Annotated in this window: 23 protein-coding genes; 14 read left to right on the top strand and 9 right to left on the bottom strand. The window is 49.1% G+C overall.

Going from position 1 to position 24,887, the window contains the following annotated elements; translation table 11 throughout:
• The first annotated feature begins 113 nt into the window (after positions 1–113).
• Positions 114–902, top strand: coding sequence for a hypothetical protein (locus tag Q4E93_RS19315; RefSeq protein ID WP_303587996.1), 789 nt, complete (start codon positions 114–116; stop codon positions 900–902).
• Positions 903–922: 20 nt separating this feature from the next.
• Here Q4E93_RS19315 and Q4E93_RS19310 read toward each other — a convergent pair whose 3' ends face one another.
• Positions 923–1,258, bottom strand: coding sequence for a DUF2185 domain-containing protein (locus Q4E93_RS19310; protein WP_303587994.1), 336 nt, complete (start codon positions 1,256–1,258; stop codon positions 923–925).
• 449 nt (positions 1,259–1,707) lie between these two features.
• On the opposite strand from Q4E93_RS19310, the gene Q4E93_RS19305 reads away from it, so the two are divergent.
• The gene (locus tag Q4E93_RS19305; protein ID WP_303587992.1) at positions 1,708–2,433 is read left to right on the top strand and encodes a hypothetical protein; all 726 of its coding nucleotides are present in this window, start codon (positions 1,708–1,710) and stop codon (positions 2,431–2,433) included.
• 47 nt (positions 2,434–2,480) lie between these two features.
• Here Q4E93_RS19305 and Q4E93_RS19300 read toward each other — a convergent pair whose 3' ends face one another.
• Complete coding sequence (locus Q4E93_RS19300) at positions 2,481–3,101, bottom strand: hypothetical protein (RefSeq protein WP_303587991.1); 621 nt, start codon at positions 3,099–3,101, stop codon at positions 2,481–2,483.
• Positions 3,102–3,200: 99 nt separating this feature from the next.
• On the opposite strand from Q4E93_RS19300, the gene Q4E93_RS19295 reads away from it, so the two are divergent.
• The 4 genes from Q4E93_RS19295 (at position 3,201) to Q4E93_RS19280 (ending at position 7,274) form a co-directional block, all read left to right on the top strand.
• Complete coding sequence (locus Q4E93_RS19295; RefSeq protein WP_303587989.1) at positions 3,201–5,183, top strand: tetratricopeptide repeat-containing sensor histidine kinase; 1,983 nt, start codon at positions 3,201–3,203, stop codon at positions 5,181–5,183.
• A 46-nt stretch (positions 5,184–5,229) separates the two neighbouring features.
• Positions 5,230–5,865, top strand: a complete 636-nt coding sequence (locus tag Q4E93_RS19290; protein ID WP_303587987.1) for a response regulator — start codon at positions 5,230–5,232, stop codon at positions 5,863–5,865.
• 70 nt (positions 5,866–5,935) lie between these two features.
• A complete protein-coding gene (locus Q4E93_RS19285; RefSeq protein ID WP_303587985.1) occupies positions 5,936–6,649 on the top strand; it encodes a hypothetical protein in 714 nt (237 codons plus the stop codon).
• A 109-nt stretch (positions 6,650–6,758) separates the two neighbouring features.
• Positions 6,759–7,274, top strand: coding sequence for a hypothetical protein (locus Q4E93_RS19280; RefSeq protein ID WP_303587983.1), 516 nt, complete (start codon positions 6,759–6,761; stop codon positions 7,272–7,274).
• 41 nt (positions 7,275–7,315) lie between these two features.
• On the opposite strand, the gene Q4E93_RS19275 is transcribed toward Q4E93_RS19280, so the two are convergent.
• Positions 7,316–8,344, bottom strand: coding sequence for a PDDEXK nuclease domain-containing protein (locus tag Q4E93_RS19275; protein WP_303587981.1), 1,029 nt, complete (start codon positions 8,342–8,344; stop codon positions 7,316–7,318).
• A gap of 192 nt (positions 8,345–8,536) precedes the next feature.
• Positions 8,537–9,844 carry a hypothetical protein gene (locus Q4E93_RS19270; protein ID WP_303587979.1) on the bottom strand — a complete coding sequence of 436 codons (1,308 nt, stop codon included), beginning with the start codon at positions 9,842–9,844 and terminating at the stop codon, positions 8,537–8,539.
• 72 nt (positions 9,845–9,916) lie between these two features.
• On the opposite strand from Q4E93_RS19270, the gene Q4E93_RS19265 reads away from it, so the two are divergent.
• The 5 genes from Q4E93_RS19265 (at position 9,917) to Q4E93_RS19245 (ending at position 16,050) form a co-directional block, all read left to right on the top strand.
• Complete coding sequence (locus Q4E93_RS19265; RefSeq protein WP_303587977.1) at positions 9,917–10,825, top strand: DoxX-related protein; 909 nt, start codon at positions 9,917–9,919, stop codon at positions 10,823–10,825.
• A gap of 238 nt (positions 10,826–11,063) precedes the next feature.
• On the top strand, positions 11,064–14,492 hold the full coding sequence (locus Q4E93_RS19260) for a discoidin domain-containing protein (RefSeq protein ID WP_303587975.1): 3,429 nt from the start codon (positions 11,064–11,066) through the stop codon (positions 14,490–14,492).
• Between the two features lie 88 nt (positions 14,493–14,580).
• Positions 14,581–15,303, top strand: a complete 723-nt coding sequence (locus Q4E93_RS19255) for a DUF1016 N-terminal domain-containing protein (protein WP_303587973.1) — start codon at positions 14,581–14,583, stop codon at positions 15,301–15,303.
• A gap of 9 nt (positions 15,304–15,312) precedes the next feature.
• Positions 15,313–15,696 carry a PDDEXK nuclease domain-containing protein gene (locus tag Q4E93_RS19250; protein WP_303587971.1) on the top strand — a complete coding sequence of 128 codons (384 nt, stop codon included), beginning with the start codon at positions 15,313–15,315 and terminating at the stop codon, positions 15,694–15,696.
• A 12-nt stretch (positions 15,697–15,708) separates the two neighbouring features.
• The gene (locus tag Q4E93_RS19245) at positions 15,709–16,050 is read left to right on the top strand and encodes an MmcQ/YjbR family DNA-binding protein (protein WP_303587969.1); all 342 of its coding nucleotides are present in this window, start codon (positions 15,709–15,711) and stop codon (positions 16,048–16,050) included.
• A gap of 41 nt (positions 16,051–16,091) precedes the next feature.
• On the opposite strand, the gene Q4E93_RS19240 is transcribed toward Q4E93_RS19245, so the two are convergent.
• Together Q4E93_RS19240 and Q4E93_RS19235 are read right to left on the bottom strand one after the other, a co-directional pair.
• A complete protein-coding gene (locus Q4E93_RS19240) occupies positions 16,092–16,439 on the bottom strand; it encodes a HepT-like ribonuclease domain-containing protein (RefSeq protein ID WP_303587967.1) in 348 nt (115 codons plus the stop codon).
• The gene (locus tag Q4E93_RS19235; protein ID WP_303587966.1) at positions 16,423–16,725 is read right to left on the bottom strand and encodes a nucleotidyltransferase family protein; all 303 of its coding nucleotides are present in this window, start codon (positions 16,723–16,725) and stop codon (positions 16,423–16,425) included. Before Q4E93_RS19235 ends, Q4E93_RS19240 begins: the two co-directional genes overlap by 17 nt.
• A 431-nt stretch (positions 16,726–17,156) precedes the next feature.
• On the opposite strand from Q4E93_RS19235, the gene Q4E93_RS19230 reads away from it, so the two are divergent.
• The 3 genes from Q4E93_RS19230 to Q4E93_RS19220 all read left to right on the top strand — a co-directional run bounded on the left by Q4E93_RS19230 (position 17,157) and on the right by Q4E93_RS19220 (position 20,352).
• Positions 17,157–18,392: an IS256 family transposase gene (locus tag Q4E93_RS19230; protein ID WP_303587964.1), complete on the top strand. Its 1,236-nt coding sequence runs from the start codon at positions 17,157–17,159 to the stop codon at positions 18,390–18,392.
• Between the two features lie 109 nt (positions 18,393–18,501).
• Complete coding sequence (locus tag Q4E93_RS19225; protein WP_303587962.1) at positions 18,502–18,933, top strand: hypothetical protein; 432 nt, start codon at positions 18,502–18,504, stop codon at positions 18,931–18,933.
• Between the two features lie 222 nt (positions 18,934–19,155).
• Positions 19,156–20,352, top strand: a complete 1,197-nt coding sequence (locus tag Q4E93_RS19220) for an MFS transporter (protein WP_303587960.1) — start codon at positions 19,156–19,158, stop codon at positions 20,350–20,352.
• A 58-nt stretch (positions 20,353–20,410) separates the two neighbouring features.
• On the opposite strand, the gene Q4E93_RS19215 is transcribed toward Q4E93_RS19220, so the two are convergent.
• From Q4E93_RS19215 to Q4E93_RS19205, 3 genes are read right to left on the bottom strand one after another with little or no spacing between them, the layout of a single operon-like run.
• Positions 20,411–21,850 carry an arabinose isomerase gene (locus Q4E93_RS19215; protein WP_303587958.1) on the bottom strand — a complete coding sequence of 480 codons (1,440 nt, stop codon included), beginning with the start codon at positions 21,848–21,850 and terminating at the stop codon, positions 20,411–20,413.
• A 27-nt stretch (positions 21,851–21,877) separates the two neighbouring features.
• A complete protein-coding gene (locus tag Q4E93_RS19210) occupies positions 21,878–23,365 on the bottom strand; it encodes a glycosyl hydrolase family 39 (protein ID WP_303587956.1) in 1,488 nt (495 codons plus the stop codon).
• Positions 23,366–23,383: 18 nt separating this feature from the next.
• Positions 23,384–24,883, bottom strand: a complete 1,500-nt coding sequence (locus tag Q4E93_RS19205; protein WP_303587954.1) for a RagB/SusD family nutrient uptake outer membrane protein — start codon at positions 24,881–24,883, stop codon at positions 23,384–23,386.
• Between the last annotated feature and the right edge of the window lie 4 nt (positions 24,884–24,887).

Raw genomic sequence — 24,887 nt, 5'->3', positions numbered from 1 at the left:
GTGTCCAATCCGGTCAACCCCTCGCAGGGGTATCGGGATCAGCGCAGTCATTCCCGCCGGCGTCGCTGCGAGGTATGTGAAAAGATACCTTTTTCTTTTATATTCGCAGGCGTATGGAAATCGAACTCCTCACCGGAAGACGGATCTTATTTTGGCTGTCAATTCTATCGTTAGTCTGTTTAAACCTGTCCTGCGGCGGGAATAATAGCTCCGCTGCCCAAAGATCAGGCGGTGACAGCCTGATAAAGACAAGGAATGACACCGCCCTTTCCCTGACCGGGGTATGGGTGAACAAAGCCTATCTGGATACGCTGCTGGCCACCGGCTCCCCACGGGCTGCGATAAGTGCTGCGAGGGAACCGTGCATAGAGTTTCGAAGCGACACTGACAAATATGCTCACATCGTATTTAATTTTCATGAAGGTGAAGATGAAAAGATTTTGCAGAAAGGCGGCAAATACACGATGGGTGATTCGGGCGAAATCATGGCCCTTTCCCCGGAGGAAATCAGGATCGGCCATCAATATTTCGTCAGATTTAAGCACCCTGATCGCGAAAAGTATGATTACAACATCGTGGAAGAATTGTTATTTGCCGGGAACTATCAATTAGAGAATGGAGCAAAAGTTAGTTTCTCGGGTGATGGCCGGGTCTATGGGTTGGATTCAATGAAATATTTTACTCCCAACGTGGACTATATTGGGCCTGGTCTGGACGTGGATCAGCTCTGGTTGGGAATGGATTCGGATGTATACAAATCGCCGAAATATGCTTTCAAATTCATCAGCGATACCTTGCTCCTTTACAAGCTGAATTGCCTGGAAGGTTATGACAGCACTGACAACAGCTGCGGTGTGGTCGATTTTGGTCAACTGAAGTGGAAACTGATCAGGAAGAAATAGCTTCTTGCCCATTCAAAGCACTACCTATTTTGGTCCACCCGCTCAAATTTGTTCGTACCGGGAATTCTTTCCCATGCACTTCCGGGTGGCTCGTTTAGATATGCCATAATGGATGGATCATAATTGGCGATGGTGTTGATGTTGTATATGCCAGTGTTGTCATTATTTTTAATATAATTTTCGTCTTCATCTCCGGAAAAAAAACGCCAACCTGTATCGCCTTGTGCTAAGGCTTTCTCCCGATACATATAGCCTACATCCCTTCCTTCGACTGTTATCATGTCGGTAGCCGTAGCAGCTCCGGGTTTCTCTATTAGTGTTGCAATTTGATCGGCTCTTAATTTGAAATTTTTCAATACGAATGCTTTGTCTGTTTTTGTTCGTGTTTATGACTCATGTTTTCTTTTAGGTGTACTGGTTGATAGCTTTCTGTATTTCCATGTTCTTCAAGAGCCAGATAGGCAGCTTTGATCCTGGTTATATTATCGCGATGACTCATAGGATAATTTTTTGCAGTTCTTCTATGGCAACTTTTAATTCTCTTGTACGTCCTACTCTGATTATGTCAATACTCGCGAGCAATTTATATAATATTTCGTCTTGTTTGACGGCTTTAACGACAGACCCATACAATGGCTGAATGTGTTTGCTGTTTGCAAATCGCGATCAGCGAACAACATAGTTTTACCTGCGAATTAGCGTTTGTAAATCAATTATTTAAATGTAACTACTCGCAGCCTATTCCCGATCCGAATATAATTTTCTATATTGTCCTGCCGGCCATACCCACCGGCAGCACCCCACTATGCAGCAATTCAGGATGGACAAAGACGGCCATAAAAAAATCGTCAGGAAATGGTTGATCCTCACCGCGGCGCTGACGGTGATAACCACCGGCATCATCGTTGCAACCAACTTCTACACAGCCAATCCGGGAGATATCAACGTATTACCTTATGTAATCCCTTTCCTGGCAGTGCTGTTTGCCTTCAATATCTACCGCAGCTTCAAAAAACAAAAGAAATTCCTGCACAGCTACTGTGTGACGATCTCAGAAAACGGCGTAACCCGTGAACAAATGAACACCCCGCCTTTGTCGATCAGCTCCCTGGAAATACGGGAGATCATTAAAACAAAAAAAGGAAGCTTTATAGTCAAAGGAGTGGACAGGACAGACATGATCTTTATACCTCATTGGATAGAGAACCCGGCATTGGTGGAAGAGCGCCTGCAGCAACTGGCCCCGGTGGCGGAAAATAAGAAGGACGCACGCAACCGGAAACTCCGGGCAGCACTCGCCTTCCTTGCCATTGGAATGATCATCTGTTTGTACACCGTGCCCAATAAGATAGTAACATTGATCTGCGGTCCCCTGCTGATTGGATTTATTGTTTGGGCGCTCTATGAGATACAAACAAGCAAAAACGTTCCCACCAATGCCAAACGAAGGAACTGGGTACTGCTGATCCCTATTATTGCGATCGCTTACCTGATCTATCTAAGACTGAATGGATTTCCGATGCCTTATTGACATTACTCCCGGCGCTAATAGATGCCCTATTGACATCACTCCCCGCACTAATAAGAATATTTGAAGGTCTTCCCTGCCGCGGTCGTCACCGTGACGTATGTCGACCTCCGCTCAGTCGACATGGAGACCAACACCCCGATCGTATCTTTGATGCTGCGCCCGTTGTACGAAAAGCTGATGGCAATTGGATGTTCCACCTCAGTCCCGCCGCCGGCAGGCACATACTTCGAATCATAACTCCTGCTGGTCTTTGATGAGCTCGCGCAACCTGAAGTGCTGCAGGCCATCCGGTAATAATCATAATAATAATATTGCAAACTACCGTTCAGGGTGACGGCAGTATCCTTGTAGGAATTGAACTGCAGATATGCCGACACTGTTTTTACGGAAAGCGTGCTGGTGGCCGACCCGCTGTTGGTGACGTTGGCGACGGCATTCAACAATACGGAGCCGGATCCCGGCCCGTTGATCAGGCTATCCCGGACCGTTCTGTCCTTCCCCGCCAGGCCGGCGATGACGGGGTTGGTGACACGCTGGATATGAGCAGCAGCACGTTTTGCCAGGTCCATATCGTCGATGGGACTACCTCCGGCATTGCCCCCGTCATTTTTTTTGGAACAGGAAAGGACGCAGGTCACCGTGAAAAGCAGGATGATAATAGTGCGCATGGTCTTTTTTTATAAAACTACCGAAGGCGGCGCGCCGCCACAATAGAACAAAAGTTAGTCCTCAGGGAAAAACACTATTTTAGAATGAAATAGCGGCCCATGATCCGTAAGTTTTACCTCGCCATCCGGCAGGGACCTTGTCTTTTTGCGCTGATCTTGTTGATGCTCGTCGCCAGACCGGCAACCGCGCAGATGACCCCGGGTTTTAATAAGGACAGCGTGTGGCATTTACTCGCCACCCAACCTGACGATACGTTGAAAGTTCCCGTGCTGATCCAATTGGGAAATCAGTACGAGTATAATCAACCGGACTCAGCGCTGTATTATTATGAAAGGGCCGGCCAGCTGAGCAAACAGCTGCACTATCCTGCCGGATTTATACGGTATGTCAGCAACTATGCATCCGTGCTGAACACCAGGGGCAAATTCGATGAATCAATACAGCTGAACCTTCAGGCCGTCTACACCTGTTTAAAGTACGGGCTGAGCGGCGTAAACTACGTGCGTGCCTTTGGAAATACCGCCGCCGCCTATCAATACAAGGGCGACTATGCCACCGCCGTCGACTATTATTTAAAGACCTTGCCCGCGGCGGAAGGCATGGGAGACGCCCAGATGCTGTCTACGCTCTATAACAACCTCAGTGGCCTTTACCGCGATCTGCAGCAGCCGGAAAAGGCGCTGGACTATTCCCAAAAGTCGTTGGACCTGGCAGAAAAGAGCCGCGACCTGAACCTGGAAGGCAATGCCCGTATCAACCTCGGCAATCTGGAAAAAGACTTTAACCACCTGTCCCGCGGCCTTAAAAACATCGAAAGAGCCTTGTCCATCGCCCGCCAGCTGCATGACAGCGTTATGGAGGAGACAGCCCTGATCAACATTGGAGATACATATGAGAAGATGCATGACCCTGCGCTTTCCATTATAGCATTTCAAAAAGCGCTTCCCCTTGCACAAGCGCTGAAGGACGTCCCTGGTCAGGCCCACGTTTCGCAGGGGCTTGCCATTGGGCTTTTCCAGACCGCCCGCTATTATGATGCGCAACGCCTGCTGCTGAAGTCGATCGCTTTCGACAGCGCGCATGGTGAGAAAAAAATGTGGCGCGATGCACTGCTGCTGATGTCGGATGTCCAGATAGCGCTCCGCCATCCGGACCTGTCCCGCCAGTACCGGGACCAGTATGATTCTGTCAGCGAAGCCTATCTGAATGCATCCCTTCTCAAAAATATCCAGGAGCTGGAAACAAAATACGCGGTGGAGAAGCAGCAGCATGACCTGCTGAAGAAAGACCTGCAGCTGAAAGAAAAGGACAAGGCGGCCATACGGCAGCGGGCATGGCTGATCACGGCCATCATCGTTGTCGCCCTGCTCACCGTCCTGTTCATTCTCACCTGGCGGTTCAGCCGCCAGCGCCAGCAGCTGCAGCAGCGGGCCATCCGTGCCCTGGAGGCCGAGCAGGAGAATGTCCGGCTGAAAGCCAAGCTGGAAGGGCAGCAGCACGAACGGCAACGCATCAGCCAGGAAATGCATGACGACATGGGTTCCGGATTGACATCCCTGCTATTCCTGGGCCGCGGCCTGCATCCTCCGGACGAACAGGGCAGAGCCACCACCCTTAAAATGCAGCAGACAGCGGAAGGTCTTATCCATAAAATGAATGAGATCATATGGACCATGAACGATGAGCAGGACACCCTGGACAGCCTCGTCGCTTATATCAGGACCAATGCAGCCGAAATGCTGGAGAACGCCGGTATCGACTTCCATTATTCCGTGCAGGACCCGCTGCCGCAGCTGGCTGTTAGCCAGGAATTCCGGCGGAACCTCTACCTCGTGGTAAAAGAGGCAGTGCACAACATCGTACGGCATTCCGCCGCCAGCACCGTGCAAATAGATATATCGGTCACCGGCAGCACTTTAGCCATCACCATTCATGACAACGGGAAAGGTTTCGATCCGTCGGCAGGACAACGTTTTGGCAATGGGCTGAAGAATATGTCCCGCAGGATGCAGCAGGTAGGCGGAAAGATAGAATGGACCATCGACAATGGCGTCCGTCTCCATTTGCAGGCCCCTGTATAACTTTCGTTATATTAAAAAATCGCCCTTTTGGACGTTCCTTTATAAAATGAATAACATTCGCGTCAGCATCGTGGAAGATATCGCCGAGATCCGGGAAGGCATGCGTTTCATCATAAATCAAACGCCCGACCTCACCTGCCTGTCCACCTATGGCAGCGCGGAAGAGGCCATGACCGGTCTTGTACAGGATGTCCCAGACCTTTGTATCATGGACATCGCGCTGCCCGGATCCACCGGCATCGACTGCATCCGCAGGCTAAAAGCGGCCGACAGCCCTATCCAGTTTGTCGTGTTCACTATTTACGAGAACAGCGACCAGGTGTTCGAAGCCCTGGCAGCAGGCGCCAGCGGCTACCTGCTGAAGGATACGCCGCCGGACCGGATCATCACGGCCCTCCGGGATCTTTACGCAGGCGGTTCACCCATGAGCGCCAGCATCGCCCGCAAAGTCGTGTCCTCCTTCCAGCGCCCCGCCGCCGCCGCGACCCTCTCCACCCGCGAGCAGGAAGTACTGACGCTGCTGGCCAGGGGATTGCTGTACAAGGAGATCGCTCAGCAATTGGATATCAGCACCGGCACCGTCCGCCAGCATATCCACCACATCTACGACAAGCTGCATGTCCAAAATCGCACCGAGGCCATCAATAAATTCTTCGGGGGACCTGGCTCCGGCACACACTGACTATAACCTTTATTCTATTGCGCGCCCGGCCTTGCCTCACTAGTTTTGACTATCAACTCAAAACTGGATTATGCGACATCTCACTATTCTACTCTTCTTTCCCCTACTGTCATTTTTTGCCCGGGCCCAAAAGTCCGGCGACAGGGAAGGGGTTTATGCAGGTCTGTCACTAGGCTATTTTCACTACCAGACCTATTGGTACTACCACAGCTCCGCCAGTCCGCATGACCACAACCCCGTCCATAGCATCAACCGCGCCATCGTGTCCATTAGTCTGGAAAAGAAAGGCGCCTGGCAGGTCAGCGCTTTCCAATTCGACCTCGGCGGCGAGCTGCTGCTGGGTCCCACCGGCAAAGCAAAAGGAGCCTGGCTGCCCGGCGACGACGTCATCTCTTCCGGCGGCTGGTCGGCGGGCCTCAATGCCTATGGCCGTGCGGTGTATATGCCGCCATCCCAGACAGGCGCCGTCCGTTTCTATCCATTTGTCAGCCTGGGTCCCCAATACATGTTCCTCCATAATAATGGCAAAGGCACAGGACCCTACGCATCCGAATCAGGCTATAACTACACGGACGGCTGGAACGAAGGAGTGATCCTCTTTACCTCCTCCATCGGGGTCGACCTGTCCTTCGACAAATGGGACAAATGGGTGCTGATGCCAGAGCTACGCTTCGGCCTCTTCGGATGGAACTCATCCAGCTGGGAGCCACGCGGTTCCGACGTTAGCATGAATGGCGGTCCGGGCTTCTTAGCCTTCAGCGTAAGGGTATCCAGGCGGTTGTAGCATCCCTCGCAGCTACCGTACGTCCAATTTAAAAAATCCTGCCTATATTTAACCGATAGATGCAACTGACAGCCCCCAAACCCAAGACCATATCAATCTTATGAAGCATATGAACTACCTCGCTTTGATATTTCTGATACAAAGCGCCTCCTGCAACAACAACATGCCCCGGTATGCAAAAAAATTAGATTCCGTCAGTCCCGTAGACTCCGTCAAATCCGGTCCGGCGGATACTACATATATGCGAACCGGCTTTTATTACCTTGCACCATCGCAGGACGGGGTGAAAATGCGGGAAGAAAATACAAATAATTTTTTCTCTATCGCACGAACCCCGTTTGCTTCCGTTGATAATATAAGTAGTGCTAAGGTTCAGAAAGAAGACTACAATGGTAAAACGATAACCTCTTTATGCTTGACCTTTGATGCAAAGGGGACCAGAGATTTGCAAGACGGAACAGGAGATCCGGCACATCCTAAGTTAGCCCTGGTCATCGCAAATAAGCTTTTATACGTTGTAGACAACAGTGCAAAAATCAGCAAAGGGGTCATGAACATTATGCTGGACGATTACTCCGAAAAGGACATTCAATCCATGGAAAAAGCAATACATGAAAATAAATAGGCAGGGAAATTATGGCGAAAATCGGTGCCTATAGATTCACATTAATTCGACGGTTTAACAAGTTCTTCTTCCAGCTCTTCAATTGAAGGTAAGTCTCCTTTCAAATTGTCTGGAATAGAATTCATTATTTGATACTCGGCAACCCCTAAAGGGCTTGAAATATTTTCCAACGCATACTCCACTATGACTTTTTTTGGTGTTTTACAGAGAAGAATGCCAATACTGGGTTGATCGTTGGGATGTTTAAGTTGCGCGTTGACAATATTCAGGTAAAAATTCAACTTGCCTGCAAATTCCGGTTGAAATTCCGTTGCTTTCAATTCAACTACTACATAGCACCGTAGTCTGGTATGATAAAAAAGCATATCTAAAAAAAAGTCGTCGCCTGCTACATTAATATGATATTGTTTACCCATATAAGCAAATCCGTGGCCAAGTTCCAGAAGAAATTTTTGTATGTGATCCGTAAGAGCTATTTCGATGTCTCGCTCATGAGCTTGTTTGCCCATAGTCAAGAAGTCAAAATTGTAAGGATTTTTTAAAGCTTCCCTAGCTAGGTCAGCCTGAGGATCTGGTAATGTTTCCTGAAAGTTATGAATAGCTTTTCCCTGACGCTTGTATAGATTACCTTCGATTTGGATTAATAGGATGGCTCTTGACCAATTATTTTGAATCGTACCCTGAACATAAAATATAGCTTCTTCGATATCGGTACATTTCATAACGATCTCCCGATTATGCCCCCAAGGAATTTGTCTCACAAGTTGTGAGACTTTTTCGGCATTTTGGTAGAAAAGGAACCATTTACGCATGAAGAATAAATTTGTGCGGGAAAAACCTTTTACCCCAGGAAAGGCTTTAGAAAGGTCCTTGGATAGCTGATCAATCAACGCCTCCCCCCAATTAGTATTTTTCTGTTTTTCACATATCTCTTCCCCTAACTCCCAATATAGATTCAGTAATTCATGATTTACTTTGACGGCGGCCTTAATCTGCGCTACCTGGATTTTTTGTTTAATGTCAACAAGCCATTTTGTGTATTGTTTATTGATCGATAATTCCTGTAGCATAGCAATCATATTTAGCTTTCAAAACTAAAATAAATAGCATTATTAAACTAAACATATTAGCTAAGCCGATCGACCCAGATCTCCAATAAAATGATTTGAGAAGCCTCAGTGTGACGACCTGGCCAATGGCCGAATGATCTGTTTGTTTACCATATCCGATAAGATAGTAACATTGACCTGCGGTCCGCAAATTCATTTTTTATATACAACTTTCCCATCCATCCCGGTTAGTTCAAGGTCGTCCACTTCACACAACCCATTTGAAATAAAAGCGAAGCCTGAGATGTATTTGATAGGATCAAAGCTGGGCGCAGAAAAAACTTCTTTATTATTAATATATATATGGACAATATTGTCCGTTGACGCAATTTCCACATCCGTCCACTGGCTTACATCAAATGTCAATGCCGTCAGATCTGTTTCATTTCCCTTTATTTCCCGGTCAAGTAACAGGTAAGCCTGGTTGGCACATCCCCTATTTGTCGTTTTCATCACGATGAAATAGCCCTGGCAAAATAGTTCAATGGTCATGTAAGGACATAAACTATTCCTTACTTCATTCATTCGAATCTTCGTCTTTAACCTGAAATTATTGGATTTCACCGTCATTTCACTGGGAAAATAGGTGTACTCGTATAATTTGTCCTTGGTGATATCTATATTGTTTTCCTTTACTTGTTGCGCAGATAGTCCCAATATGCCATTATTTAAATACTTGTCTGTATTTATATACTCCGGTATGTAATTGGCAATATTATCGATGGCATAGAAAAACCACCTGTCAGTGGGTATATGCACATCAATTGTCTTGATAATTGAATCGTTGGCAATCAGCTTGGCGATATGATAGCCAGGTTCGTAGTATATATCAGTAAGGGTATGCGTATGCTTGTAGACCCTTATTCTCCTGCGTTTATCCCATGACTGCTGAATAAAAAAACTATCTGCGTCTACATGGTCTATATCATAATTGAATATGACCGTATTGGGCAAATCGTTACGGGTACTTCTTTGGCAGGAAAATGTAGCTTTTTCCGCATTTGAAACACCGCCCGGCCTGGATTTAAGTAAAAAAAACCCGAAGATCGCAATGATGACGAGTATGGAAGCTGTAAAATAAACCAGTTTGTGCTTGAAGACCCTGGATCCATGCTTCCTGGCAATGGGAGAAGAGATATCTTCCTCCGGCATAATGATTGTCTCCGGTTTTATGACTGCCTCCGGCTCTATGACTTTAGTCCTGGAAATTTTAAGATCCTGCCACGTTTGGTGATCGAAGTAGTTGGCGATCGCATTGAGGGTGGCTACCTGGGGGAGCCGGCTAAAATCTCCAAGCGAAAGTCTTTTTATGGTGGTACCGCTCACCAGTATGCCCGACTTTTTTTCGATCTCGGACGAGATATAGTCAAAGTCGCGTTGGACCATTTTGGCGGTGTCGGTATAGCCGCTTTTGTTGAAAACCTCCAAAATAACATCCTTTACCAGGTCGCGTTCATTCATGATAATAGATATGGATACCTCCTGTTCAATTTAGCCAAAATCCCCCATCAGACCCACAGAAATTCGAATTTGTTGGCTTTTGCAGGCTTTTGTCGGGCTTTTAGTTTGCACCGGTCTGCCCCATATGCTTATTTGCAATGGATTCATACTCAGCCTCCACAAATCATTTCTAAATTAAACATTCAAATCGTGAAGCATCTATTAGCCACCGGCCGCATATTTTTCGGCATTTGTATAGCAGGTATCGGCATCCTTCATTTCCTATACCCCGGCATCCGGCCGATCATTGTACCTAATCTGACAAATATACCTTCCGGATTATACTGGATTGTCTATCTGACGGCTTTGATATTAATTATTACAGGCCTGCTGATTATCATTGGTAAAAAGTTTCATAACCTCTCCTTAATCATGGGAGTGGTCTTTTTAGCCCTATTTCTCTTTGCGCACTTACCTGTATTTTTAGCCGCCGGCCCTGACAACAGCGATCTTTGGGTAAAATTGAATAAGGTCCTGGCATTGAGCGGAGGCTTTTTCCTGGTCTCGACCATCAATGCTCCCAGGCCGCGGAACAGGATCCTGCTCTCCCTTTATAAGCTGACTCCCATAGGTATATATTTATTCGCCATGATGTTATATAATTTTTCGGTGGCACACATGGTGAATTTGACAGGAGTAAGCCACCTGGTACCGAAATATATCCCGTTTCCCAAATTCTGGACATTTATAGGAGGAATTGCGTTGATGGGATCAGCTATTTCGATTTTCACCGGATATAAGACCAGAAAAATAACGCTTTTGATAGCAGCAGTATTATTTATCTGGCTACTCTCGCTGCATATGTATTACGCCATACTATACCCGCAGTGGAAAGAAGGGGAAAATTTCGTGGGGGTAATTACCTGCATGGCATTTTGCGGGATTGCTTTGATTATATCTCAAAGAAGGCCTGACAATACTCCCGTCAGTATCCCATCCTGAAATGGGAAGGCCACTATCCATAAATACTGCTACTGCCCCATTGCCCATTTTTTATTTATGCTGAAATATTAAAAAAATGTATATTTTTATAGCTTACTAACCACCAGGCTCTATTTACCTGTGCTATCCCCCTCTGTTATGTTGTAAGTTTCCACTATCCTCCTTTCTCCCGTATTCTACAATATTCTGATCTCCCCCCTATGTCATTGGTTTGACAGACAATACTAAACCCTTCTGCATGAAAAAGATCAGCATTGCAGGCCTATGGTGTTTTCTTCTACTCCAGGCAATAACCGTCTATTCCCAGGTGGATGTCCTGACCCAGCACAACGACCTTCAGCGCACGGGATGGAATGACCACGAGACCAGGCTTAACACAAAGAATGTCAAAGCCGGCCCTTTTGCGAAATTATTCAGCTACACCGTGGATGACCAGCTGTATGCACAGCCCCTGGTAGTCACGGGTGTCAATATTCCGGCAATAGGTGTGCGGGACGTGGTCTTAGCGGCCACCGTAAACAATACGGTGTACGCGTTTGACGCCGACAGCCTGAGAACCAACCCATACTGGCAGGTCAATCTTACCCCTTCCGGATCGAGGCCGCCCAAAAATTCGGATATGACGGGCGCCTGCGGAGGCAACGGTAATTACCGGGATTTTTCAAATAATATGGGGATCGTCGGAACGCCGGTGATCAGTAAGACGGCACAGACCATCTACCTCGTCACCCGCAGTGTGACGACTGACGGCACGAACGTCTTCTCGCAATACCTGCATGCCCTGGATATCACGACGGGCGCGGAAAGGGCAGGCAGCCCTGTGCTCATCATCGCACAGGTGAATGGAACTGGCCTCGGCAACGTCAACGGTGTCGTCCATTTCGATCCCCAAAAACAAAATCAACGTCCCGGCCTCCTCCTGTTGAACGGGATCGTATACATCGGCTATGCTTCCCACTGCGACTGGCAGCCCTATCACGGCTGGTTGCTGGGGTATGACGCGACTACCCTCCAGCAGAAAGTGGTATACAATACGACGCCGGATGGCATCGAGGCGGGGATCTGGATGAGCGGCGCGGCCCCGGCTGCCGACCAGGCAGGGAATATTTATCTCTCCACCGGTAATGGCACCGTGGGCAAAGGAGGCAATCTCTCCGACCCTACCAACAGGGGGGAAAGCCTGCTGAAGCTGGTCCCATCCGGCACCACGCTCACCGTGGCGGATTTCTTCACGCCCTATAACTGGCCGGACCTTGAAGCCTCGGACCTGGATTTCGGTGTCACGCAAGTGCTGCTGATACCCGGCACCACCCGTGCATTGACAGGCTGCAAGGACGGTCGCTTATACCTCGCCGACGTCAACCATCTTGGCGGCTATAATGCCACCGCCAACCAAATATTGCAGACCATCAACCTCGGACCGCTGGCGCACCTCCACTCTTCATTCGGCTACTATAAAGGCGCCACCCGTGAATGGATATATACCTGGTCGGAGAATACGGCCCTGAAGGCTTTCCCTTTGGACAAGACCGCCGACACGTTGAGTGTCGTGAATGTGGTCAACAGCGGGATCCAGGGGCCCATCGGCAACAGCGGCGCCCTCATGGCCGTCAGCTCCAACGGGTCCGTGGACTCCACCGCCATCCTCTGGGTCAGCCATCCCAATAATTGCGATGCCAATCAATCCGTCTGTCCCGGCATCCTTCGCGCCGTGAATGCCAATGATGTAACCCAGGAGCTGTGGAATTCTAAGATCAATCCCACCGATGACGTGGGCGGTTTTGGCAAATTCGTATGCCCAACGGTCGCAAATGGAAAGGTCTATCTCGCCACCTTTTCCGGTCGCCTGCTTGTCTACGGGCTGACGAACAACGGGGTCGACACCTGCAATTCTCCCAACATCGCTTTGAACAAAACGGCGACGGCCACCTCCGGCACGCCCGCTGCGGCATTCGATGGCAATACCGCTACGGCCTGGACCAGCAGCAATACGGATAATCAATCCCTCACCGTCGACCTCGGCGTGACATACAACCTCTGCCGCCTGAACATCCAGTGGGGAGCCGCCTATGGCAGGCAATACAATATTCTCGTCTCCCCCGACGGCGTCAACTGGACGACGGCCCAAAATGTAACGTCGAACAGTACCCTTTTCAATACGATGAACCTCCATGCCTCCGGCCGCTTCGTCCGGATGCAAGGCATCGCCCGGGGCACCGCCAATGGCTATTCGATCAATGAAATGGAAGTCTACGGCACAACGCCCATCACCTGCTTCCCTCCTTCGGGTCTCACGGCAGGCAGCATCTCCGCCAACGGGGCCAGCATCAGCTGGCAGGCCGTGGGCAATGCGACGGGATACCTGATGCAATACAAAACAGTCAACGACGCCAGCTGGACCACCGTGGCCACCACCACCAACTCGGTGGGCTTACAGGCCCTTTCCTGCGGCACGGATTATTTGTACCAGGTGGCCACCACCTGTACGCAGGGACAGCAAAGCGCTTACTCTGCTTCCTCCTCCTTCACCACCTCCGCATGCGGCGGCGGCTGCGGCCCCCTCCCTACCCGGTGGACCAGCTCCGACATCGGGGCCATCGGCCTGGCGGGAAATGCCTGCTACAACGGGACCACTTTCTCCCTCTCGGGATCGGGCGCCGACATCGGCGGCAGCGCCGACGCTTTCCGCTTTGCCTACATCACCCTGGCGACCAACGAACAGCTCATCGTACGCATAGCCACGCAGGACAACAGCAACCCCGCGAATAAGGCCGGCATCATGATGCGGGAAAGCCTCACCCCCGATTCCCGGAATGCTTTCATGGCGATCACCAGCGGAGAGGGTGCGACCTTCCAGTATCGCAATACCACAGGGGGCAATACCACCTCTGTCTTTGCCACCACCCTCGCAACACCTGTGGCGCCCTATTGGGTCAAGCTGGCGAGGAGTGGATCACAATACAGCGGCTATGCATCACCGGACGGACTCAACTGGACGCAGGTAGGGACCACCGTCGACCTGGGCTTCGGCGCCAACAGCAGCCCCGTATCCGCCGGCCTGGCGATCACCAGCCATAACAACGCCGTATTGTCTACTGCGACTGCCGATAACTATTTGCAGGTGGTACCCCTCCCCATCCAGCTGGTGCGCTTTTCCGGAAGGAGCGTGGATGATCAGTACATTGCCTTGCAATGGGCGACAGCTTCGGAAGAAAATAATGATCATTTCGAGGTCGAAAGAAGCGAGGACGGCGTGCATTTCACCACCGCGCTTATCAGGAAAGCCGTGGGCAATAGCCACACCTTACAGCAGTATACCGCAGAAGATCACGAGGCGGGGCAAGGCATCCATTACTATCGCCTGAAAGAGGTGGATATGGACGGAAGGTTTACCTACTCTCCCGTGATACTCGTCCGGCTAAGCAGGGAGAATGCTCCCCTGATGTTCCCCAATCCAGCCAATACATTCTTCACTGTTGTGGCCGGCGCAGAGCCGATCAAGGACATCAGCCTGTTCGACGTGTCCGGGAGAAGGCTTGTCAACATGCTGAACAGGTCCGGGGGCTCCTCGCTGCCCATATCCTGCGGCGGATTGATGGCAGGAGTGTATGTGGTGCAGATCAGGACGGGAACGCAGACGTATTTGAGGAAGTTGATCAAGTTGTAAGAGGGCGATCCTGATGGCGGGCAAAAATTGAAGTTGATTTTTCCTGATTTTTACTTTTGTCTACATTTGGCAATAAGTATAATTAGGCATGGATTTTTCAGATCTTATCCTATCCCTCTCTAAAATTAATGAAGAGCTAAGAGAACAAAGCATACGTGCCGTCAACATCTCACTGACCATGCGTAACTGGTTCTTTGGTTTTTATATTGTCGAATTTGAGCAAAATGGAAGAGACAGGGCAGGGTATGGGAAAGCATTATTGGCAAACATCTCCACCGAAATGAAAAGTCGGTCTATTCCAAATACTGATGAGAGAGAGTTACGCAGGTATCGACAGTTTTATCTGGCCTATCCGGCGGCAGCCTCACTCATTGCAGCCAATGGTCAGATTCGGGGGTTGCTGCCCCCCGAATTGGTGAAAATCAGTGACAGTCACTTGAAAACTCCACTTCTTGAATCACAAATACCTGAAACACAATACATTAACCTTTTCAACCAGGTCTCTTATACCCATTTTGCCGAACTAATCCGGATTGATGAATCTTTGAAAAGATTATTTTATGAATTAGAATGCTTGAAAGGAAATTGGAGCGTAAAAGAGCTTAAAAGACAAGTAGGCAGCTTGCTGTACGAAAGAACGGGCCTGTCCAAAAACAAAGAGAAGTTAATGGCAATGGCACATTCTAAATTACAGTCAAATTCTTTTCCTGAACTCATTCGCGATCCATATATCTTTGAATTTATAGGATTGAAACAGCAAGAAGTATTACCTGAAAAAGGATTGGAGCAAGCGTTACTGGAACATTTATAACAATTTCTTTTGGAACTGGGTAAAGGCTTTTGTTTTGAAGCACGTCAAAAGCGCATCGTAGTCGATAATGAGCACCATTTTGTAGCCCTTGTTTTTTATCATCGCTTGCTGCATTGCACCGTGCTGATCGAGGTAAAGTCAGAACGATTTCATCATTCGCATGCAGGGCAGTTAAATTTATATCTGGAATATTACAAAAAATATGAAATGGCAGAAGGAGACAATGCTCCCGTAGGGATCTTACTCTGCACCGACAAAGACCAGGAACACGTTGAATTTGCCACTGCGGGTTTAGATGACAAATTGTTTGTTTCTCAATATTTAGTGGCACTTCCTGACAAGAAAGAATTGGAGCAGTTTATAAAAAGGGAATTACGAAACAACTTTCAATAATTTTGGCATACCATGACAACCCTCGAAACCCTCCGAACCATCGCCCTATCACTTCCCGAAGTGACGGAAGAACCTCACTTTGAAAAGACATCGTTCAGGGTGAAAAAGAAGATCTTCGCCACCTATGACGACCATCTCAAAACAGCCTGCATTAAACTAACTGAAATTGACCAGAGCGTCTTCTCCTCGGCAGGCAAGACAACCATTTATCCCGTCGACAACAAATGGGGCAAACAGGGCTGGACTATCATTGAAATGAAAAAAGTTCGTAAAGACCTGTTCAAAGATGCACTGATAAAAGCCTATTGCGCAGTCGCACCTAAGAAACTCGCAGATCAGGTAAAGGGGTTTTAGCTATGGTTAATCCAACCATCTCTAAGTTCTCCCATTTGCTTCTACCCCAATCCAACCAGTATTTTTGAAAATTGCTGTTTCAGTACAGGAAGGTCGTTCTGTGTTATCTGCCAAACAATCTGGAAATTAACGCCAAAATATTCATGGATGGAAATATTTCGGAAGCCAATGATATTATTCCACTCTATCTCGGGATACTTCTCCTTTATTGTTGGCGTAATACGGACACATGCTTCACCGATGATCTCAAGTTGTTTAATGGTGGCGAAGCGCTTTTCTGAGTTAGCGAGGAAGTCATTCAGCGATACATTTTGAAGGTAGGACTCGATTTCTTTAATAGCATCCAGTACATGTCGGACTCGCAGTTCATCGCTAAGCGGTGGCTTCATAGATCAGGATCTTATCTTTTTCAATGTACGGAAGAACGTATTGAGAAATCCCATCACTGGTGACAACGTCTACTTTATTATGTAATAAATCTTCGAGCTCGCGCTGAAAGCTAAAAAATTTCATTCCTATGGGTTTGGAATAATCCAGCTCCAGTAATAAATCGATGTCACTGGCGCCCATTATAGCAGTGTTCCGCGCGTATGATCCGAATAAATAGGCCCTTTTCACCGGCTTACCGGCAAAGTATTTCTGAAGTAGGTTTGTATCATGTGTGGAGAGAGCCATGATACAAATATAATTAACTTTTAGTTGTCATACAATGGGTTAGGCTAAAGCCCTCAAGAAGATAGACATTTGAAACTAAATTGATTATAATGCATTTCTTTTGAATGCGTCAACATGACCCCTAGATGCAACGCATGAAACTCCAGTGTTTCGGTATAACTGCCCTTGGAATACAATTTCACAACCATCGGCATGGTACCGGCCCCTACCATTATGCCAGCACTACAGGAAATCCAACAATTGAAATATACCCGCTGCCTAAAAGTATTTCGCAGCCGGATAATACGACCAGGTTGGGGTTCTCTGTAGAAAGCCTGGACTTGCTTATACAAGAGCTTAAATCCCGGGGTGTCACTATCATTTCAGAGCCGACTCGAGAGTGTAAAATGAACTGTGTCAGAAGTTAAATTCTTAACTTTAAAGACAGTAAAATGAAAAAGAAAGTACCACCGCCCACAGAACCATTCGATTATGAGTTAGCTAAGCAAAAGGTAAGGGAACAGTTCCGCACTGGTAAGTCCTTGTACGGCAAAGATGGGGCATTTGCCCCACTTCTGCAGGACATGCTCAATTCCATCCTGGAAGGAGAGATGGAGGGTCACCTGGATGAAGAAGAACGAGACACTGGGAACCGAAAAAATGGCAAAAGCAAAAAGCTTCTGAAGACATCCTCCGGCAACATTGAAGTCAGTACTCCCAGAGATCGATTAAGCAGTTTTGAACCCGAGATCGTTAAGAAGCGGGAGACTATCATGGCCCAAACGCTGGAGGACAAGATCATTGGCCTGTACAGCCTGGGAACGAGCCTCCGGGATATCAGCGCTCATATCAAAGAGACCTACGACACAGACATCTCCGCGGCCACATTAAGCGCCATTACAGACAAGGTAATCCCCCTCGTGAAGGAATGGCAGCAGCGGCCTTTGGAAGCACTGTATTGCATCGTCTGGCTGGACGCAATGTATTACAAGGTCAAAGAGGACGGCCGTACACAAACGCGTTGTGTATACAATATCCTCGGCATCAATAAAGAGGGCCAAAAGGACGTCTTGGGCATGTATGTGTCACAGAGCGAAGGGGCGAACATCTGGCTGGGGGTGATCAATGATCTAAAGCAGCGGGGTATTGGAGATATCCTAATCGCGTGTATAGATAACCTAAAGGGCTTTGATGAAGCAATCCGGACTATATATCCCGAAACCGAAGTACAGACCTGCGTGGTTCACCAGATCCGTAATAGCCTGAAATATGTGGCCAGTAAGGACCAGAAGCAATTCATGACTGAACTAAAGCCCGTTTACCGGGCTGACAATGAAGGCCAGGCCCTAGATGAACTGGCTAAACTCAAGGAGAAGTGGGAGAAAAAGTATCCGATGGTGATCAACTCCTGGGAAAATAACTGGCCTAAGCTCTCTACCTATTTTAAATATCCGGCTGGCATCCGTAAGCTAATCTATACGACCAACACGATTGAGGGTTATCACCGCCAGATCCGGAAAGTGACTAAGAATAAGGGTGTCTTTACCAGCGATATGGCCTTGCTGAAGCTGATCTACCTGGCTACCGAACGGATCGCCAGAAAATGGACCATGCCCTTGCAGGGGTGGGCTGTATCAGCTTCGCAGCTAAAGATTATATTTGGGGACAGAATGAAAACGGACCTGTGATACTGCGCCGTAAAAAAGAGGCGGCGCCTTGCTCTGTGAATGGAGCGACACCGCCTCTTTTAAACTCAATTAGCTTGCATGTAACTGTAACAATACAACCGCCCTGCTCATGATAGAAATTTATAATAACAAAAGCTATAAGCAGTATATTTTCCTGGTCACACTAATATTGCTTGCAGGATTGGCAATCTTGCTTATAGTTAGACCGAAAAATATTGGAGTATCGCTTGGCTTATTTATTTTTCTTGAGATAGTCTTTCTATCTAGGAGATTTACTGATAAAATATCGGTTGTCGAAAATAATATCGTTATTGCGTATTACAAATGGGGATTCAGGAGGCTATTAGAATTTGATATCAAAAACATCAGGGCAGAAGTAGGCAAAATTGTCGAAAATAGGGGATACAAGAATAAGTCGTTAAATATTTTTTATAAGAACAAGTTGGCATATACATTTAATACCAGCGATGGCTTTAACGATGAAGACATAGACATAGTTGAAGAGCAAATATCACAACAATCTGGCCTTCAAAAAACTTGACAAAAATCACCATCTGACACAGTTCATTTTACAGACCCACTCAAAATGAATGGGGCTATGGGGCTACCATTCAGGACTTAGACGGAAGAAAAATTGAGCTAACCGAAACTATCCCCCGTCCAGTTCAACCCCCTTATAATGTCTATTCTCCCCCCTCCCACTTTCAACTTTAGTCGATAGATTTGACCAAACTCAAATAACCAAATCACCAGGAATCACCATATGAAGATGAAACCAGCCGAGTTCATCTCCCTCTCGGCCTGCACCATGATGCTGACAGCATTGGGCATCGACATCATGCTCCCCGCATTCGCCGGGCTACGCCACCACTTCGGCCTCAGCCCCAACTCTACAGCCACCGCCCAGATCATTTCATTCTTTTTCATGGGCCAGATCGCCCAGATCATATTCGGCGCCCTCTCGGACCGCTTCGGACGACTGGCGATCCTGCGGATCGGTTTCCCCCTCTACATCATCGGTGGAATAGCCGCGGCCTTTGCTCCCAGCCTGGCGCTGATGCTGGCAGCACGTTTCCTGGCCGGCATGGGCGCGTCAGCAGTCCTCATGGCCACGATCGCGGGCGTTCGGGATCGCTTCGTAGGAGATGAGATGGCGCGGATCATGTCCCTGATCTTTACGATCTTCCTGTTCACGCCCATCTACGCACCCTTTTTAGGATTGGCGATCATGTCCGTTGCATCCTGGCAGATGGTATTCCTCACCCCGCCTTTGTTTGCAGTGATTGTATTCCTCTGGTCGCTCAGACTGGAAGAATCCCTTCCCCGGGAACAACGCATCCCGCTCAGTTGGATGAACATCGGTCAGTCGGTGAGGAAAATTCTAAGCAACCGGGTCTTTCTCCGGTACACCGGGGTCGCAACCTTTCTTTTCACTGCCTTAAGCTCGTATGTCGCCAGCTCGGAACACATCGTGGGAGGAATTTACGGCAGACCGGAATTATTTGCCTGGATCTTTGCCGGCATCGGACTGTTGATGTCCATGTGCTCGTTGCTGAATTCCCGTCTTTCTTCCCGGTATGGCGCCCGGCGATCCATCAGGGGACTGCTCGTCATCTACACGATAGTAGGAGGTATTTTACTGCTGCTGACATTTATGCTGGGCGATCCGCCGGGGATGCTGTTATTCTTCAGCGCCGTTGCCCTGCTGATGGCGCTCAATCTGGCGATAGAACCCAATACGAGCGCCCTGGCATTGGAACCAATGGGCGATATGGCGGGGATGGCTTCCTCTATTTATGGAACCTGCTTCTTTTTCATCGGGGCAACGCTGGGGTCCGTCATCAGTCATTGGATGGTCACCGGCGTTTTCTCGCTGGTCTGCAGCTTTTTCGTCATAGGGCTGCTCTCGCTGCTGCTGGTATACAGCGATCTTCGCCCGCTGAGCAGACGATCAGCCTGAGACCAACATCGCCTAACATCGACCAACACCAACCGACATCGACCAACATCGACCAACATCAACAAACCTGCCGGACCTCCATATGCAGCATGGCCCCCAATTTTTTTATTTTCGAAGCAATATGCCCCACCCCCACCGCACAATGATGGGCAGGCCCGTGGGCATTCCATCCATTTACAAACGATCGCGCGCCGACCGGGAATCTATATCGGCTGTTGGTATTCCCTATTTCCAGGATCGGGCCCGGTACGGATGCACCTTCGGCCACCAGCAGCAACAGTCCCCCATCCCTTTTTTCAACGACACTCAGCAAGGTCACCGGTCCGTTCTTCACCATCATTTCAACGGAAAGGCCCCTGCCGACCTTCCCATGATACACCTGCAGCGGTCTTACCTTTGTCTTCCCTTCGGCAATCGCAATATGCCCCGGTCCGTCATGGCCCATCAGCACCACGTCATCCCTGAAATCCATGGCATAATATTCCGTGAAGGAGCCGCCGGCGTCAAAGCTGTCCATGATCTTCATCGCCTGCGCATTCTTTATTTCATACTCCCCCGCAACAGGCACATGATGCGCCGTCAGCAGTGAATTGCCCAGGATGATCGAGCTGATGGCCAGCTCATTTTCCGCGTTCCCCGTGCCTTTGTAATAATAGGCCATCGACCCGAGTTTATACCTGCTCACCAGCGCATCCAATGCAACGGAGGTCGTGGCCGCAGCAGCAAGGTCCTCTGCAGCACAATCAGGCTGAATATCGAACGACTCACGGAACAATTCCAGCCGCTGCTTCATCTGGCGCTCAGTGACCTCCTTACGCAAATCTACCAGCTCCTCCACTTCCAGCAGTTCAATATGCCCGCCGAAACAGGCATACTGCCGCGTAAGGTCGGTGTAGATATCCAGCATGCCGCTGTAATAATGGCCCATGCATCCCATCCGGTTGTACCGCATCGTTACCATTACCCTTGCCGCCTGCACCCATTCCTTTATTTCATCCTCCACCTGTTGATCCCCGGTCAACATCCCGGTGACCTGGTGAAAATCAATCCCGGTGCGGTGGAACACATTCGCAATTTCCGGGACAGGACAGCTGCCGCAATAGGCCAGCCACTCCCCCGTCATCTTCGTCCTGTCGGTCATTTGGTTGAAAGCCTGGTAGTCGATGGCGCTTTCCGGCGAAAGGTTGAGAATGATCACCGGAACATGCAGCCTTTGAACCACCGGCAATACCATCGCACTCAACGCATACGTGGTGGTATATAAGAATACGATGCTGACATCTTCCCGCCTGAATAATGCGCCGGCCTCAAAAGCTTTATCAGCATTATCGACCAACCCCGCATTGACGACAAGGGGATGATGACTTTTTAATTGCGACGCCACCACCTCCATGTATCCCTCCAGCCTTTCCTTCAAGCCTGAAAACTGGGGCCAGTAAGTGTCCAATCCTATTCCAAAAAAACCAATCTTGAATCGCGCTGAATCCGGCATTGCCATAAATCCTGTTTAATTTAAATGATCGGCCTATTGCAGCTGGAGCACGGCCACCGCAAATGGTTTCAATGAAATGCGTCCGTCAGTCACCGGTAGGGTCTGTGGTTCGGCTTCTCCGCTCGCTGCATCGACGGCCGTAATTCGTCCGCCCTTTGCCGATGAAGGTATTAAAAATTCTATTGCCGATGGCCCTTGGTTGATCAGCAGCACTTCCTTTCCTTTTTTGGTGATCATAGCCTGCGCGGTCAACCCTCCCGGCCGGCCATTCCTGAACCCTGTTTCCACCAGCTTGTCGCCAGGGCCAAAGTGCCTGTGCAGCAACCACAAGACCCAGTACCTTGCATTGGGCTTGCCGTTCTCCCAATCCATCATGCTGACGTCGGGGAACTGGGAAGGATAGCCCACCAGCTGCGATTCACCCGCCACGTCGATTCCCTGTTTGGTGAGCTGCAGTAAAATATAGGCGTACATGGCGCCCGATACATTCCAGTATTGCGGGTCGATCGGTTTATTCACCTGGGGCGAACGCAGGATGGTCCCAATCTCATTGATAGTGGTAAACGTATTGGGTGCAACCCTTTTCCGGATGCTCTCGATAAATCTCACCCGGTCCAGGAACGCTTCCGTTTTCTCGAAAAAAGTATAGCGGTACCCCGACAGATCCTGGTCTTCCCATGAGGGCGTACCATAAAAATGATAAGAGATCCCTTCAGGCGCCACGCCCGGCAGGTGGTTTTTGGCATTCAAAAAGTACTCGAAATAATGTGGCTGGGTGGCGAAGGCCAGTGACATCCCGATGAACTTCGTTCCCGGCGAGACCTTTTTCATCGCTTTCACAATGACATCGTACATCCTGGTATACATTTCCGCGGAGATATTGTGCTCGAGGTCGGGCTCGTTCAGCACCTCCCAATAGGGTATTTTGTAAAAGTGACCGGAGCTGTGGAACTTACCCCGTTCGTCGGTAAATCCGCCTTTGGTATACCAGCTCAACAAGCGGGCATAATAGCCGGCCACCTCCTGGAAGGTCGTGTCGCGTAAAGCAGTGCCCTGGTTGTAGTCCCAGGCAGTCTGGTAGGGATCCGCCGGGTAGCCAACGGTGCCGTTCGTCTTCCACATCCAGGCAGGCGTCGTGCTGAAATTGATTACCACCGAATGCCCCTTGGTCGCTTCCATAAAGGCAGCCATGGTACTGTCGAGATACGTGAAATCCCAAAAGGTGCTATCCTTTGTAGGTGGCTTCAGCTCCGCCACCGCCATCTTAGGATAAGGGAACCAGGGCACATACCGGACAAAGTCGGCTCCCAGGTCCTTTAATGCGGCGAAGGTTTGCTTATGAATAGAAGAGCTGGGACGGACCATCGGGTTCTCCACGAGCTGTAGCGTCGAAGCCGTTTTGGAAACGTGGGTCACCTTATCCCAGCTGACATCCAGCGTGACCGGATTTTGTTGCCCATAGATGGAGGTAATGCAACAAGCACAATAGAACATCAAAAATGAAAAAGATCTATTATTCATTTGCTAACGGTTTATATTTTAATAATCCTTGTTCTGCGTAAGCTTGGAATTTAACAGGATCTCGGGACTCGGCAATGGATACACGTATTTAAATTCCTGGAAAATATAATCGGTGCTGGAATAAGGCACCCCCTGCCTGGACACAGTGGGGCTGGCTTTTTCCTTTGCCGCATAGGTATTCAGGAAGGTGGTCAGCTGCGCAGGGGTCATGGTCCGTTTGAGATCCAGCCAGCGCCAGTTCTCGAATGCCAGCTCCACCCGCCTTTCATGTGCGATCGTATCGCGGAAAGACTGCTGCGTCAGTCCGCTGACATCACCCAGGCCAGCCCTGCTCCTCACCGAGTTCAGATACGTATAAGCATCAGCCGTAGGCGCTCCCTGCTCATTGATCGCTTCGGCCAGCATCAACAACACATCCGCATAACGCAGCACCGGCCAGTTATCATCCGTCCTTCCATAAGTGGCATGCGTGTGCGCGTATTTCTTGATATAGGGTACCATATCGCCCGTGATAGGGCTGTTGAAATCAAGGCCCACGGAGGCAGCCTTTCTTTTGTCACCCGCTTCATAGGCGGCGATCAGGTCTTTGGTGGGGATATTCCAGCCACCCGGATTGCTTTGCGGCCAACCGGTGACAGCACCTTTAGATAACCTTGGCGCAAAGGTATAGATGAATGAGCTCCATTCCCCCGTTTCATCCTCCCCCTTGTATTGGATCTCGAACACGGACTCGGGCCCATTCTTTTTCTGCGGGTCGAAGACATCCGCATATTCGGGTACAAGCTGGTAGCCCAGGGTAAGCACCTGCTGCAGCACCGCTACACATTCCGGGTACTGCTTCCTGGTGAGATAAACCTTTCCCAGCAGGCTGAGCGCCGCCCCCTTTGTCGCCCTTCCCTTTGCGGCTGCGGCATACTGGGCCGGCAGTCCGGCGGCCGCATCATTCAGATCGCTGATGATCTGGGCATATACTTTGTCCTGTGATTCCCGGAGGTAGGTCCAGGCATCCGCCGGCTGGTCAAGCGGCTTGGTGATCAGAATGACGTCCCCGAAATACTGCACCAGCTCAAAGTACAGGTATGCCCGCATGAATTTCAGCTCTCCTTGAAATTGCCCCCGTGCCGAATCCGTAAGGTCGGCCTTTCCCATCCTCAACAGCGCGTTGTTGACATTGTAGATCGCATTATAATGTGCAACGTACATGTCATTGATATTGGGCGTACCTGAATTCCAGGAAAAATATTCGAAGGATTCCAGGCGCGGAGCCTGCCCGCGATCACCGGGATTGAAGTCGATAGTAGTGTTATCAGAGGGCAATTCATTGAATAGCCACTGACTATTGGCAATGCCTTGCAATGTTCCGTATGCCCCATTCACCGCCCGTTCCACCTGTTTTTGATCTTTGTAGAACAGATCTGTATTGATCAACGTAGGGTCCGTCTTTTCGAGGTAAGACTTTTTACATGCCACGGGCAACAGCGCCAATATAATGAACGAAAGTTGTATAATGTTTTTCATCTGT

This window comes from Flavitalea plasmicola, assembly GCF_030546645.1.
Lineage (GTDB): Bacteria > Bacteroidota > Bacteroidia > Chitinophagales > Chitinophagaceae > Puia.
Note: the sequence above shows the minus strand (reverse complement) of the source record. Positions and strands in the feature narration are given on the sequence as shown.

Coding starts and splice junctions, on each gene's coding strand:
- Q4E93_RS19315 (WP_303587996.1), top strand. CDS start 114: ATGGAAATCGAACTCCTCACCGGAAGACGGATCTTATTTTGGCTGTCA.
- Q4E93_RS19305 (WP_303587992.1), top strand. CDS start 1,708: ATGCAGCAATTCAGGATGGACAAAGACGGCCATAAAAAAATCGTCAGG.
- Q4E93_RS19300 (WP_303587991.1), bottom strand. CDS start 3,101: ATGCGCACTATTATCATCCTGCTTTTCACGGTGACCTGCGTCCTTTCC.
- Q4E93_RS19295 (WP_303587989.1), top strand. CDS start 3,201: ATGATCCGTAAGTTTTACCTCGCCATCCGGCAGGGACCTTGTCTTTTT.
- Q4E93_RS19290 (WP_303587987.1), top strand. CDS start 5,230: ATGAATAACATTCGCGTCAGCATCGTGGAAGATATCGCCGAGATCCGG.
- Q4E93_RS19285 (WP_303587985.1), top strand. CDS start 5,936: ATGCGACATCTCACTATTCTACTCTTCTTTCCCCTACTGTCATTTTTT.
- Q4E93_RS19280 (WP_303587983.1), top strand. CDS start 6,759: ATGAACTACCTCGCTTTGATATTTCTGATACAAAGCGCCTCCTGCAAC.
- Q4E93_RS19275 (WP_303587981.1), bottom strand. CDS start 8,344: ATGCTACAGGAATTATCGATCAATAAACAATACACAAAATGGCTTGTT.
- Q4E93_RS19270 (WP_303587979.1), bottom strand. CDS start 9,844: ATGAATGAACGCGACCTGGTAAAGGATGTTATTTTGGAGGTTTTCAAC.
- Q4E93_RS19260 (WP_303587975.1), top strand. CDS start 11,064: ATGAAAAAGATCAGCATTGCAGGCCTATGGTGTTTTCTTCTACTCCAG.
- Q4E93_RS19255 (WP_303587973.1), top strand. CDS start 14,581: ATGGATTTTTCAGATCTTATCCTATCCCTCTCTAAAATTAATGAAGAG.
- Q4E93_RS19245 (WP_303587969.1), top strand. CDS start 15,709: ATGACAACCCTCGAAACCCTCCGAACCATCGCCCTATCACTTCCCGAA.
- Q4E93_RS19240 (WP_303587967.1), bottom strand. CDS start 16,439: ATGAAGCCACCGCTTAGCGATGAACTGCGAGTCCGACATGTACTGGAT.
- Q4E93_RS19235 (WP_303587966.1), bottom strand. CDS start 16,725: ATGGCTCTCTCCACACATGATACAAACCTACTTCAGAAATACTTTGCC.
- Q4E93_RS19230 (WP_303587964.1), top strand. CDS start 17,157: ATGAAAAAGAAAGTACCACCGCCCACAGAACCATTCGATTATGAGTTA.
- Q4E93_RS19225 (WP_303587962.1), top strand. CDS start 18,502: ATGATAGAAATTTATAATAACAAAAGCTATAAGCAGTATATTTTCCTG.
- Q4E93_RS19220 (WP_303587960.1), top strand. CDS start 19,156: ATGAAGATGAAACCAGCCGAGTTCATCTCCCTCTCGGCCTGCACCATG.
- Q4E93_RS19215 (WP_303587958.1), bottom strand. CDS start 21,850: ATGGCAATGCCGGATTCAGCGCGATTCAAGATTGGTTTTTTTGGAATA.
- Q4E93_RS19210 (WP_303587956.1), bottom strand. CDS start 23,365: ATGAATAATAGATCTTTTTCATTTTTGATGTTCTATTGTGCTTGTTGC.
- Q4E93_RS19205 (WP_303587954.1), bottom strand. CDS start 24,883: ATGAAAAACATTATACAACTTTCGTTCATTATATTGGCGCTGTTGCCC.